Source organism: Chryseobacterium sp. FH1 (genome assembly GCF_000735135.1).
Taxonomy (GTDB): domain Bacteria; phylum Bacteroidota; class Bacteroidia; order Flavobacteriales; family Weeksellaceae; genus Epilithonimonas.
On the sequence record NZ_JPLZ01000002.1, the window covers coordinates 573,725 to 587,649 of the forward strand.

Below are 13,925 nucleotides of genomic sequence, written 5' to 3' on the forward strand. Positions count from 1 at the left end.
TTTCGAATTCAATATTCAAAGTTTTACACTTTCAACATCGAATTTTAAATTTTAAATTTTAAACATATCTATGTTACAGGTTAATTTTTTGCGCGAGAACAAAGAGCGCGTTTTGGAAGGCTTGAAGAAAAGAAGCTTCAAGGAATTAGATTTGGTCGATGAAGCTATCAAAGCGGACGACGAAAGAAAAAGATTACAGTTTGAGCTTGACTCACAACTTTCCGAGATGAACAAAATTTCGAAAGAGATAGGAATCTTGATGAAAGAAGGAAAAAAAGAGGAAGCTGAAGTGGCAAAATCCAAAACTTCGCAATACAAAGAATCGAGCAAAGAATTACAATCTCAACTTGCTGAAGCCGAGAAAGCATTGATCACCATTCTTTATCAGATCCCAAATGTACCTTACGAGAAAGTCGTAGCCGGCGTTTCTGCCGATGACAACGAGATTGTTTACGAATCTACAACGGTAGAAGGGCTTGGAGAAGGCGCCATCCCACACTGGGAATTGGCAAAAAAATATAATTTGATCGACTTCGAATTGGGCGTTAAAATCGCTGGTGCTGGTTTCCCTGTTTATTTTGGGAAAGGTGCAAGATTGCAACGCGCTTTGGTTCAATATTTCTTAGACAAAAATACAGAAGCAGGTTATGAGGAAGTGAATGTACCACACGTGGTGAATGAAGCTTCTGGGTACGGAACAGGACAATTGCCTGATAAAGAAGGACAAATGTACCACGTTGGCGTAGATGATTTATACTTGATTCCAACGGCTGAAGTTCCTGTGACCAATATCTACAGAGATGTCATCATCGACGAGAGAGATTTACCGATTATGAACACGGCTTTTTCTCAATGTTACAGAAGAGAAGCTGGAAGTTACGGCGCGCACGTTAGAGGTCTGAACAGACTTCACCAATTCGAGAAAGTAGAGATTGTAAGAATCGAGAAACCGGAAAATTCTTATGCTGTTTTGGAAGAAATGGTAGAGCACGTTAAATCTATTTTGGAAGATTTGGAATTGCCATACAGAATCTTGAGACTTTGCGGAGGCGATACAGGTTTTGCATCGGCAATGACTTATGATTTCGAGGTTTGGAGCGCAGCGCAGGAAAAATGGTTGGAAGTAAGTTCTGTTTCCAATTTCGAAACGTTCCAGGCAACTCGTTTGAAATGCCGTTACAAAGCAGACGGAAAATCGCAATTGGTTCACACGCTAAACGGTTCTGCAATGGCTTTGCCAAGAATTATGGCCGCTTTGTTAGAAAATAATCAAACCGCAGACGGCATCAAATTGCCAAAGAAAATCGCAGAATATGCAAGATTTGAATTGATCAATTAATTCTTGTTCTTTAAAAATAGAAAAGCCACAAAGTTTATTTGTGGCTATTTTATTTCAATTATATACTCAGTTTTAACTTGTAGAATTATAAATTTAATTTTGATTTACGCTGTCTATCAATAATTTATTAGTAGTTTTTCGTCAGTCATTATTTTAATTGCTTTTTCAGTTTCAACACTTCCATCTGTTAATGAACCTGGAAGCATAATTAATCTTTTTTTAATTCTACCTTCATTGTCTTCAAAAAATATTTCAAACCTGGAACGAGTCAATCCTGCGATTGCTTTTTTCAATTTAACGTTTTTAATTTTTTGACGTTCAATAATTGATGTTGCTGAGTTGTTTAAACTATTTAATGTTCCGTAAGCCAAATAAATGCCTAGAAGACCAAACAGTATAGAAGTGATCATTTGTCCATTCTTATAATTGTCAAATGCTAAATAGAAAAGTCCAATAGAAAGAAAACTGTAGATTATTAGAATTCTTAAAATGTTGCTACCGACTGTCAAATCTGAAAGATTTCCGATTATTCCATCACGTGTCAAAACAATCTTGTCTGGTAAAATATGACAAAATCCTGTTTTCGTTTTAAATGTTTTTTCGTTGTTCATTAGTTTTTATTTCTTTTAAGATCACCTTTCTGAGCGGAGTCGAAGGACTATTTCAAATTCAAATAATAGTTCCAGATCAACCGGATCTCACCATAATCAAAATCCGAAGGCAAGGCCGTTTTCCAATCATTGATGTTCTCTTTTGGACTTTGCTTGAAAACCTTTTCGAAAGCATTCACTTTTTCCTTTGGATAGATTCTTAGCAAGTCGCTTTTATCTAGCAAATTCTGCTCAGCATATTTAGATAAATGCCCAAAAATAGTAGAGTTTACCAAACCTCGTTCTCTCGCAATTTCAGAAATGGTTTTTCCGTCCTGGAACAATTGATAGGTCAAAACGTGCGTCGGAACTTTATTGATAGACATAGAGATCACAGCATCTTTTTCTTTGTCGAACAAAGGTGTTTCCAAAAGATGAACGTCTTTCAGATCTTTCAAATATTCCTCCAAATCATCCAGCCAAACGCGAAAATCCTCGTTAAAAGCTTTCAAACCTTTCACGCCCTTCGTCTCGGAATAAAAATCTTTAAGCGGAGAGAAAACCTTCTCGTTCACATTCGCGAAAAAGAAATTGACCGCACCTTTTGCTTTGACCTCAACTTCTTGCCATTCCTCTTCACCTTTCAGGAATTTCTGGGTTTTCTGAAGCAAGATCCTTTCAAATTTCTGAAAGATAAGTTTCAGATTTTCTATTTCGGATTTTAAAGTGATGTAAAGCTTTTGCGATTGGTCCTTATCAACGGATTTGCTACTTCGGGTCATCACCATCCAGCTTTCCAAGGCGGAAACAAACCAAACACAATCGATTCTTCTAATGACTTTCTGAATGCTGTAATCGTACTTTTCAGAATTAAGGATTTCCTCGATTTTCGAATTGGCGTGTGTCTCGTCCTGAAACTTCGAAACCCGTTTGTCACTAAAGATCACTTCGGGCGTAATTTTAGATTTAAGGACAATGCCTTCCAAAGTTCGGCAACGCGAAAGTGCCACATAAACCTGTCCGGAAGCAAAACTTTTCCCCGCATCAATGATCAATCGGTCAAAGGTCAAACCTTGACTTTTATGAATCGTTACCGCCCAGGCCAATCGAATCGGAAACTGTTTGAAACTTCCCAAAACTTCTTCTTTGATGTTCTTTTCATCATCCAGAGAATATTTTTTCTGTTCCCAGGTTTCTGCTTTCAAAGTGATCTCTTCTTCGCTTCCGTCGAGAATCACAGAGATCTCGTCTTCATCAAGATAAGAGATTTGAGCGAGTTTTCCGTTGTAATATTTTTTGTCAGGCGAGGTGTCATTGCGGATGAACATAATTTGTGCTCCGATCTTCAATTCCAAAACCTCATCGTTCGGATATTGTGTTTCCTTGAAATCACCTTTCACATCGGCTGTGTAGGAATGTGCTTTTCCGCCGAGTTCTTTTATTTTTTTTTGATTGATGTCATCCGCCATTTTGTTGTGCGAACAGAGATAGACATACGCTTCATCTTTTGGGTCGAAGTCTGGTTGATATCTCTCGTTCAACGTTTCGAAGTCGATATCTCCGGTAATTCCGTCTCGGATGGCGTTGAGGATTTCGAGAAAATGTTCATCGGTTTGTCGGTAAACTTTGGTCAGTTCCAGCGTGATGAAATTACTGCCTTCCAAAGCTTTGGCGTGAAAGAAAAATGGCGATGGATAATACATTCCCAAAATATGTTCATCTCTCACAACTGGAGGTAACTGGTAAAGGTCGCCGATAAACAACATCTGAACGCCACCAAACTTCTGCTGATTCCTGCGAACGTGTCTCAAAGAAAAATCCATCATATCCAAAACATCCGCACGCAACATCGAGGCTTCATCGATGATGATAATTTCGATTTCGCGGAGAAGTTTCAGCTTGTCTTTTCGGTATTTGAAATGGACCATCAGATCCGGAATGTTGTTTCCGAGATTTTGGTCGATTCTTTCTGTGGTTGGAAGAAAAGTTCTGAGTGGCAAGCCAAACATCGAGTGGATGGTAACGCCACCAGCATTGATGGCCGCGATTCCTGTTGGCGCAACTACAATGTGTTTTTTCTTGGTTTTTTTTACAAAGTCGTTTAGAAATGTAGTCTTCCCGGTTCCTGCTTTTCCTGTGAGAAAAATGCTTCGGTTGGTGTGTTCTACGATTTCAAAAAGAGAATTATTCATCGATTCAAAGATAGAAAATCAAGAGACAAGAATCAAGTGATAAGAGACAAGAAAAAGGCAAATGATTAGATAGAAAGACTTCGAGAACCTCAGCCCGACAAAAAATAAAATTCTACAACTATTTGATCCTATCAGGATTTTGTTTCAAAAAGCTGTCCCAGCCAGAATAAGATTTGTCTGTTGTGATAGTTCCGGAATTGAAATGATGACAAACTGCAACTGCCAAACCATCGGACGCATCGAGATATTTGGTTGGAAATTCCTTTAATTTCAAAAGATTTTGGAGCATTCCGGCAACTTGTTCTTTGCTGGCGTTTCCGTTTCCGGTGATGGCCATTTTTACTTTTTTAGGAGAATATTCGGTGATGGGAATGTTTCTGTGGAGACTTGCTGCGATGGCAACACCTTGCGCTCTCCCGAGTTTCAACATACTTTGAACATTTTTCCCAAAGAATGGCGCTTCCAAAGCTGTTTCGTCCGGATGATATGCGTCAATGATAGCCAATGTTCTATCGAAGATCACTTTGAGTTTTGTCTCGTGATTTTCGTATTTCTTTAGGATAAGCTCGTGCATTGCAAGCAATTCCATTTTTCCGCCTTTGATAGAAATGATTCCAAAACCCATAATGGAAGTTCCTGGATCGATTCCTAAAATTATTTTTTCAACCTGCATAATTGCAAAATTACGTTAACATTTTCATAAAAATTATTACTACAATATATATTTAAATAAAAAGTTATTAAATTTATAAAATCTAAAAAAAAATTTAACAATCAAACATGAAGAATCTTCTACTGACTGCAGCGGTCGTATTTTATGCAGGTCTTTACACGCCTGTATATTCTCAAAAAGCTGAAACACCAAAATTCATTAGTAACACAGAAGGAATCAAAGAATATTCCTTAAGCAATGGAATGAAAGTCCTTTTACTTTCGGATCCGTCTCAAAGCAACGCCGTTGTAAATATCGTTTACAATGTGGGTTCCAAACACGAAGGCTACGGGGAAAAAGGAATGGCGCATTTGCTAGAGCACATGTTGTTCAAAAGCACGAAAAAATTAGGTGATATCAAAAAAATGTTGTCTGACAAAGGTGGAAATGCCAACGGTACAACTTGGTACGACAGAACCAACTATTACGAAGTTTTCCCATCTAACGATGAAAACCTAAAATGGTTCTTGGAAATGGAAGCAGACAGAATGATCAATGCAACGATTCTTCAATCTGATCTTGATAAAGAATTCTCTGTTGTAAGAAATGAGTTCGAAATTGGAGAAAACAGTCCAAGTGGTGTTTTGATGGAGAGAATTGTTTCCACTGCTTATCTTTGGCACAACTACGGTAACAGCACGATTGGAAGTAAAGAAGATGTAGAAAGAGTTAAAGCTGTGACACTTAGAAAATTCTATGAAAAATATTATCAGCCAGACAATGCAACTTTGATTGTTGCAGGAAAATTTGACGAGAAAAAAACGTTGGAATATATTTCTCAGTTCTTCTCAACTATTCCAAAACCTAGCAGAGTTCTTGAAGCGCCTTACACCGTTGAGCCACCTCAGGACGGCGAGCGTTTTGTAGAATTGAAACGTGCTGGAGACAGCAAAGTTGTTGGGGCACTTTACCACACGGCGCCTTATGCCGACAAAGATTATGCAGCGTTGGATGCTTTGCAGGAGATCTTGACTGCAGATCCTTCTGGATATCTTTACAAAGCGATGATCGATTCTCAAAAAGCAGCTTCTGTTTATGCATATCAACCATTGGTGAGAGATGCGAGTTTTATGTATTTCGGATTGGAAGTTCCTGCTGATAAGGACATCAAAGCAACTGAAACCGAGTTCCGTAAAGAATTGGACAAAGTTGCTAGCATCAAATATACAGAGCAAGATGTTGCCAGAGCAAAAGCGAAGATTCTTAAGCAAATCGAAAACATTAAGAACAACACAATTGGATCTGCAATCAACCTAACGGAAATTGTTGGTGCTGGAAATTATAAATTGGGAATGCTTTACAGAGATAACGTTGAGAAATTGACTGTTGCAGATGTTCAAAAAGTGGCGGAAAAATATTTCAAAGTCAACAACAGAACAGTTGGTGTTTTCATCCCGACAAAAGATGAAGTGAGAGTGAAGAATGTTGAATATTCCAACGAGCAAATTGCTTCTCTTACAGACAGCTACAAAGGAAAAGCACTTGAAAAAGATACAGCACCGTTCGAAGCAAGCATCAAAAATCTAAAAGCAAATCTTGTTGAAGGTAAACTGAGCAACGGGATGAAATACGGTTTGATCAAAAAAGAGATCAAAGGTGGAAAAGTCCTTGGAAGTTTCCGTTTCCCAGTGAGTAACAACAAAGACCTTAATGGTAAATCTGACGTAGGTTCTCTAATGGCGCAGGTTCTTAAAACAGGAACCAAGACCAAAACAAAAGAGCAGATCCAAGATATGCTAGATGGTTTGAAATCAAATGTTAACTTCGGATTCGGAGGACAGACTTTGTATGTTAACTTCAGTACGTACAAGGAAAACTTGCCAAAAATAATGGGATTGATCAAAGAAATCTTGACAGAATCTACTTTCCCAGAAGCAGAATTGGCGAAAACAGTAAACGAGTATAACACTTACTTGGAAGGTTCTTTGAATGATCCACAGTCTATCGCATTCAATGAGATCGAAAAAATCACTCAAAACTATCCTAAAGAAAGTATTTATTACACTAATTCTACCAAGGAGCAAATCGAAAATAACAAAAAAGTTAAGAGAGATCAGCTTGTAGATTTCTACAACAAAATTTTGGGAAGTAACAATGGTGTTGGTAGCATCGTGGGCGATGTAGATGGAAAAGAAGCTTCTGCATTATTGGAAAGTACTTTCGGAAAATGGGATTCTAAATCTAAATACGAATACATCAAACCAGAATTGTTCGCAACCAAGAAACAAGACAAAGAATATCTGACTCCAGACAAAGAAAACGGCGCAGCGGTAGGGAAAATCTCTTTCTCCATGGACAGAAAATCTCCAGACTATCCAGCGCTTGTGATTGCCAACGAAATGTTGGGAAGTGGCGGTTTCTTGACTGCAAGAATCCCGACAAGACTTCGTGAGAAAGAAGGAATCAGCTATGGTGCAGGTTCTTACGTTAGTATTCCAATTGAAAACAATGTTGCATCTTGGGGCTGGTACGCATTCTACAACCCGACCAAGAAAGACGCTGTAAACAAAGCCCTTAAAGAAGAAGTGAACAAAGCCGTGAAAGACGGTTTCACAGAAGAAGAGTACAAATCTAACTTGACATCTTGGTTGAACTCAAGAAAAACAGGTTTAGGAAACGACAACACCTTGATGAATTTGGTCAATGGACAACTTCAGTATGGCGTTCCATTGGAAGAGTATGACGCTTTGGAGGCAAAAGTATCAGCACTTAAAGTTTCTCAAGTGAATGATGTTCTTAGAAAATACATTAGCGAAGACAAATTGACTTCTGTATTTGCAGGAGATTTCAACAAGAAATAATAGTAATTTCTATAAAAATGAAAAACCGTCTCAGTGATCTGAGGCGGTTTTTTCATTCAAAATAGCTAAGGATTATTTTCCTTGATTAATGATTTTAATGGTGTCAGTTAAATCATCTCTGACCAATGTGACAGAATTTATCTTTCCATTAGCAAATTCAAATTTCAAAAGATTTGGATAATCGATCACTTTAAAGAATCCATTTGTCAAATACACCAACTCATTGTCCTTTTTGCTTCTAAAATGGTCCAAAAGCATAGATTCCAAGTAAAGACGGTTGTCTCTTTCCACAATTTTTGTTTCGACCTCTTGTCCGTAAAGGAAATCGTTGTACGTTCCGATCAGTTTTTCTTTTAGATTTAAAGGAATTTCTTGTGAATCCTCACTTTGGAAATCTCCTTTCCAGTTCATCAATCTTAGAATTGTTCTCTGCGTGTTTCCCATTACCGGAAAACGATTCGGTTTTTCACCATTGGCAAGATAGGCATACCCATTCCCATCTTTCATCGTTCCCATTACATTTCCACCAACTCCGGTGTTGGAACCGTTGCAGGCAAACCAATCATAATTGTTGTAAGCAAAAGATTTTTGCCAACCATTGCTCCATCCGCCCACAGCTTGTTTCAAAATGGTAACTTCTGTCATTTTTTTTGCAACATCGTGAGAGATCACTTTATTATTTTTATCACGCAACGCATTTTGAATTTCTATGGCGATGATTGCCAATTCAGTCGGAGTAGACCACAGTCCAGAAGGACCAACTTGTGGCGTGATTGGCAAACCGGTTTTAATGATCTTTCCGTCTTTATCGTGTACCAAAGCGACGTTTGTAAGAAATCCCTTTTCATTCGGCTGTATCATCGTCGTGTTTTTTAATCCAAGAGGAGCGAAAATATGTTCTTTTGCCAATTGAGCAATCGAGGTTTTGAATCGATCTTCCAAAGCCATTTGAATAATGGTGTAACCGCCGCCGCTGTATTGCCATCTTGTTCCCGGTTCAAAGAAAAATTCGATTTCTTTATCATATCTCGGGATTTTACCTTGCAAGCTTTCCACTAATGTTGGGATTTTTTCACCTTCATAATGATCTTCAAAACCTTCCTGAGTGGTTCCTGCAGTGTGATTCAGAAATTGTTTCCAGGTCGGGCTTTTGTTTTCTGTGAATTTGCTTTTTGGCAAATGCCATCTTTTCAAAGATTGGTCAATTGGGTCATCCAGATTCAGCAAACCTTTTTCTTCCAGAATATAACAAAGAAGCGCCGTGATTGGTTTTGCAATTGAGGCTGTCGAAAAAGCCGTGTTTTCGTCAATTTTTTCCGGCGAAGTCATCGACTTGACTCCAAATTGTTTCGAATAGACAATCTTGTAATTTTCAAAAACTACCACACTGAATCCTGGAAGTTTATACTTTTCTAATTGTTCTTCAATTTTCAGACTGTCGGTTAGAAAGCGGTAATCTTTTGTCTGTCCAAAGATCGTGGAGCTTGTCATTAATAATAAAAAAAAGCTGGTGTAAAAAATAGTTTTCATTGTATCGTTATTTAAAGGTTGATCAATATTTCGATACAAAGATGTGGAAGTGCAGAATCTTGTGCGACCGAGTAAATGTATTCGGTCAAATTCCATCCGAAAAATGAGTAGGAGTTATTAAAATAAAAGTACGAGTAATTACAAGGTGTTAAATTACAGTGATTTGCGATATTCAGTCGGCGTATTTCCCGTGTGTTTTTTAAAAGCAGTATTGAAGGAAGATTTCGAATTAAAACCAACTTCATACAAGATTTCGAGAATCGTCACCTTGGATTTGGTTGAATCTTTCAGCATTTCCATCGCATTTTCGATGCGATAAGTATTGACGAAATCATAAAAATGATGTCCCAACTGATGATTGATCAAAACTGATAATTCCCGCACAGGAACATTCATTTCCTTCGAAATATCCTGAATGGTCAAGGCGGGATTCAAAAATGGTTTTTCATCAAACATATATTTTTTCAGCTTCAGCAGATCTTCATTCAAAGTTTCAGGATCGATTTTGTTCTCCTCTAAAATCAAATCCGAGACAAGCTTCAATTTCGAATCAATATTTCTGAAAAGTCCGGGATTGTTCAGCGCTTTATACAGATACCAGCAAATGATAAAAAGTTGCGACACCAGAATCACGATTTTAATCCAATCTGAAATGTAAGGATAATCAGAAAATTTGAAGATATTTTTAAGAATGACAACCAGATAAAAAACGCCCAGAACACTCGTAAACTGGAACAGCCAATGGTAAGAATTAAGACTTTCTCCAGAATTATTTTCCAGATAAAGTTTCTTCGCCTTTCTCAAAAGCAGAAAAACCGCGGTAAAATAAGATACAATTTGAAAATGAAACAGCCAATGCGTAAACTGCAGTTCCATCATATTTTGGCGATTGACAATAAAATCAAGCTTCGAAGCGAGATCCACCGAATAAAACCGAGGTGCCAAAACAAGATTCACAATCAAAAACGGAATCAGATGAGAAAGATATTTCGATTTCCATTTAAAATCCGAATAACAAACGGACAGCACATAAAGATAAAAAGCCGGAATCTGCAAAAAAGCCACCGTGTTCCGAAACATCCCAATATTCGAAGGTCTATCTGTAATTAGACTGATCAAAGGCTCGCTGATGTCAATCGCGCTGATGATCAGGAAGAAAGAAAAAATCCGGTTGCTGTTTTTATGAGCTGTTTTCACCGTCAGCAGAAAAAACGCCAGAAAAAAAGAAACAAACAGCGAGATCACCGTCACAACTCCCAATAGATCCATCTTATCCATTTATTACTTTGTTTCGCATTCTCGTTCGCACTTATTTTTCGTAAAGATAATTATTTTGGAAAATCAAAGAATAAAATCACAATAACAGATTTATAAATTTTTAGGAGCCGGGAACCTGCTTTCCGTTGCAATTCCTCGCGCCATCGCTTACATCCTGAGCGGAGTCGAAGGGCCATTGCTTGCTGTGGGATTTCCACTGCACTCAGGGCTATGGGTTTTGTCATCCAATCATCATTTTTCTGAATATTAACTATTTATCAAATAAATTATGAAACTTTCAAATTCGAAATAAATAGCTTAATTTTGCACAGAAAGTAAAGATGTCTATTCATAACAAAATTGTAGAGGCAGCCATCACTTTCGATGACGTTCTATTAGTCCCTTCTTATTCAGAAGTATTACCTAACCAGGTTTCCCTAAAATCAAGACTCACAGACAAAATTTCGCTCAATGTTCCCATAGTTTCCGCAGCAATGGATACCGTGACAGAAGCAGATTTGGCAATTGCACTTGCAAGAGTTGGCGGTCTTGGATTCATTCATAAAAACATGACGATTGCGGAACAAGCCGCTCAGGTCAACAGCGTAAAACGTTCCGAAAACGGAATGATTTCTGACCCAGTCACACTTTCCAAAGACCATACACTTGCCGAAGCGAAAGCATTGATGGCCGAATACAAAATCTCGGGACTTCCTGTGGTTGATAAAAACAATTATCTCATCGGAATTATCACCAACAGAGATGTGAAATATCAAGAAAACCTTGAAGTGAAAGTGGAGGAAATAATGACAAAAAACAACCTCATCACTTCCGACAAAACCACGAATCTGGAAACTGCGAAAGAAATTTTGCTAAAAAACAGAATCGAGAAACTTCCTATCGTTGACAAGAAAAACAAACTGGTTGGACTGATTACGATTAAAGATATCGACAATCAATTAGAATATCCAAATGCAAACAAAGACCAAAACGGAAGATTAATCGTGGGAGCAGGCGTTGGTGTTGGCGAAGATACGATTGAAAGAATCACGGCCTTAGTAAAAGCTGGCGTTGATATCGTCGCAATCGATTCAGCTCACGGACATTCGAAAGGTGTTTTGGATAAGATTTCAGAAATCAGAAAAACATTCCCAGACTTGGATATCGTTGGTGGAAACATTGTAACGGCTGAAGCAGCAAAAGATTTAATAAAAGCTGGCGCAAATGTCCTTAAAGTGGGTGTTGGTCCAGGTTCCATCTGTACAACCAGAGTTGTTGCAGGTGTTGGCGTTCCTCAACTTTCTGCGATCTACAACGTTTACGAATTTGCAAAAAAGAAAAACGTTGCCGTTATCGCTGATGGTGGTATCAAACTTTCCGGAGACATTGTAAAAGCTATTGCAAGTGGTGCCGGAGCAGTGATGCTAGGTTCTCTTCTTGCAGGAACGGATGAAGCTCCGGGAGAAGAAATTATTTTCCAAGGCAGAAAATTCAAATCTTACCAAGGAATGGGAAGTTTGTCTGCTATGAAACGTGGTGGGAAAGAAAGATATTTCCAAAGTGAAGCTAAGAAATTTGTTCCAGAAGGTATTGAAGGTAGAGTGCCTCACAAAGGAAAACTGGAAGATGTGATTTTCCAATTGACTGGCGGTTTACGTGCCGGAATGGGCTATTGCGGTGCCAAAGATATTGAAGCGTTGCAGAAAGATTCAAAATTGGTAATGATTACCGGAAGTGGTTTGAAAGAATCGCATCCACACGATGTCATCATCACGCAAGAAGCGCCGAATTATTCTTTTTAAATAAGTTATAAAATCAAATAAAAAAGACTCCAACTTGAATTTTCATTTTGGAGTCTTTTTTATTTAACCTTAGTTTTAAAAGGATATTTTCTTCTAGAATTTAAAAATTTTGCTCAAATGTATTAAAAATCAAAACTTTGGTGCTGTGTTTGCTAAGAATTTAATAGTTTTGCAAAAGCAAATATCGCAATGAAAAAGTCCACAATCTTCTCTTTATTATTTCTATCATTTATAGTACTTGGTACGCTTTCTTTTACTTCAAGCAAGAAAGTGATAGCCGTTGTTTTCAATAAGGAAATGACGAAAAAAGATTTGCTGAGCCTGCAGAAAAACCTAAAAGAAAAGAACATCATTTTGGTTTTCAATCAAATGAAATTTACAAAGAACAGATTGAGTTATATTGATTTCAGCATTGATTTTGGGGATGGATTTTCAGGAACTTCTAAATCCGAAATCACGAAGTCCAAAGAAATTGGATTTGTACGAGATTACAACGAAGATGCCGAACAACCTTTTGTAGTTGGCAATTTAAAATAAATAAAGCTTCCAGATTTGGAAGCTTTTGTTTTATAATTCATTGTCATTTTTCTTTCTTTTCCGGATGTCCAAGTCATCTTTGAAATCATCAATCCGATAATCTGTGTGGTAATTGCCTTTCGTGATTTTTTCTTTCGAATATAATCGGAAATCATTCTCAGTTTTTTCCAAAAGATAATCATACGGCCCAACGTGGGAAATCAATTTGATTAAAACCGGTGAGATTTCCAAACAGATGAACAACCCCATAATGAAACTCGCTGCCAATGCAATGATTGCAGAATTTTTTCCCAACTCATCCAAGGCTTGCAAACGCGCCGCAAATCCATTGAACTTGTCTTCCACAGTTTCCGTAGATTTCCTTTCGGTTTCCAGATTGGTGTAGACTTTCGAAACTTCTTTGTCCAAATATTCCAATCGCGATTGCTGTTGTTTTTGATAATTTTCGAGGTCTAGGCGTTTTTGTTCTTTAAGTTCCGCTTTTCGTTTGGCGTTGGTTCCGTAGCCGACTTTTCCACTTGTCAAGCCAGATTCTTTTCCGAGAATTTCTTTTTCTAATTCTACCGAAGCTGAATCATAAGCCATTTGGTAATTTTTGATTTGAGTTTGAATTTGCTTCTTTTCCGTATCAAAAGGCCCAGATTGTTGCAAAATTCTTCCAGTCATTTCAGCCTGAAGTTGTTTTTTATTTCTCTGAATAATCGTGTTCAGTTGTTTGTTGACTTCCTTTTCAAAAATTTTCAATTCCAACGGTTTTGAAATAATGATTCCTAGAAATGTCGCCAAAATCAACCTCGGAATCGTCATCAAAACCTGATTCCACCACGTTCCAGTTTTCTTGATGGAAGAAACGATGTATCTATCCAAATTGAAAATCATCAATCCCCAAAGAAGTCCAAATCCAACGGCTGTCCAAACATTATCAAAAACTGTGAACATCGCATAACCTGCAGAAAGTGTTGCAAAAACTGCCGTGAACAGTACAATTCCGCCAATTCCCGCAAACTTGTTCCATTCGCTTGGCGATTTTTTCAAAAGGTGAATGTTGGCGCCAGAACACAGCATCAGGAAGTGCTGGAACCAATTCATTTTATTAGTGTTAGCTTTATTTCTCATATTAATGATTATCACAATATGTAACTCAAAACGTTAAATTGTTACAAAT

General features: G+C 37.7%; 10 protein-coding genes. 4 read left to right on the top strand and 6 right to left on the bottom strand.

From position 1 onward, the window contains the following. Positions 1–70 precede the first annotated feature (70 nt). Positions 71–1,339, top strand: a complete 1,269-nt coding sequence (gene serS, locus IO90_RS03975) for a serine--tRNA ligase (protein ID WP_034964074.1) — start codon at positions 71–73, stop codon at positions 1,337–1,339. A gap of 116 nt (positions 1,340–1,455) precedes the next feature. Here the strand turns inward: serS and IO90_RS03980 are convergent, their stop codons facing one another. The 3 genes from IO90_RS03980 to ruvC form a co-directional block, all read right to left on the bottom strand. Beyond that, entirely contained in the window at positions 1,456–1,950 is a 495-nt protein-coding gene (locus tag IO90_RS03980; RefSeq protein WP_034964077.1) for a hypothetical protein, read from the bottom strand. 47 nt (positions 1,951–1,997) lie between these two features. Further along, a complete protein-coding gene (locus tag IO90_RS03985) occupies positions 1,998–4,121 on the bottom strand; it encodes a helix-turn-helix domain-containing protein (protein WP_034964078.1) in 2,124 nt (707 codons plus the stop codon). 118 nt (positions 4,122–4,239) lie between these two features. After that, complete coding sequence (ruvC, locus tag IO90_RS03990) at positions 4,240–4,794, bottom strand: crossover junction endodeoxyribonuclease RuvC (protein WP_034964080.1); 555 nt, start codon at positions 4,792–4,794, stop codon at positions 4,240–4,242. Between the two features lie 107 nt (positions 4,795–4,901). Between ruvC and IO90_RS03995 the strand changes: the two genes are divergently transcribed. Further along, the gene (locus tag IO90_RS03995; protein ID WP_034964082.1) at positions 4,902–7,634 is read left to right on the top strand and encodes a M16 family metallopeptidase; all 2,733 of its coding nucleotides are present in this window, start codon (positions 4,902–4,904) and stop codon (positions 7,632–7,634) included. Between the two features lie 72 nt (positions 7,635–7,706). Here IO90_RS03995 and IO90_RS04000 read toward each other — a convergent pair whose 3' ends face one another. Both IO90_RS04000 and IO90_RS04005 read right to left on the bottom strand, forming a co-directional pair. Further along, entirely contained in the window at positions 7,707–9,164 is a 1,458-nt protein-coding gene (locus IO90_RS04000; protein ID WP_051878242.1) for a serine hydrolase domain-containing protein, read from the bottom strand. A gap of 153 nt (positions 9,165–9,317) precedes the next feature. Then, the gene (locus IO90_RS04005; RefSeq protein ID WP_034964084.1) at positions 9,318–10,442 is read right to left on the bottom strand and encodes a helix-turn-helix domain-containing protein; all 1,125 of its coding nucleotides are present in this window, start codon (positions 10,440–10,442) and stop codon (positions 9,318–9,320) included. Between the two features lie 320 nt (positions 10,443–10,762). On the opposite strand from IO90_RS04005, the gene guaB reads away from it, so the two are divergent. Both guaB and IO90_RS04015 read left to right on the top strand, forming a co-directional pair. Continuing rightward, complete coding sequence (gene guaB, locus IO90_RS04010) at positions 10,763–12,223, top strand: IMP dehydrogenase (RefSeq protein WP_034964087.1); 1,461 nt, start codon at positions 10,763–10,765, stop codon at positions 12,221–12,223. A 189-nt stretch (positions 12,224–12,412) separates the two neighbouring features. Then, positions 12,413–12,760 carry a hypothetical protein gene (locus tag IO90_RS04015; protein ID WP_034964089.1) on the top strand — a complete coding sequence of 116 codons (348 nt, stop codon included), beginning with the start codon at positions 12,413–12,415 and terminating at the stop codon, positions 12,758–12,760. Positions 12,761–12,790: 30 nt separating this feature from the next. On the opposite strand, the gene IO90_RS04020 is transcribed toward IO90_RS04015, so the two are convergent. Further along, positions 12,791–13,849 (bottom strand): DUF4407 domain-containing protein, encoded by a 1,059-nt coding sequence (locus IO90_RS04020; protein ID WP_228374640.1) that lies wholly within the window; start codon positions 13,847–13,849, stop codon positions 12,791–12,793. Between the last annotated feature and the right edge of the window lie 76 nt (positions 13,850–13,925).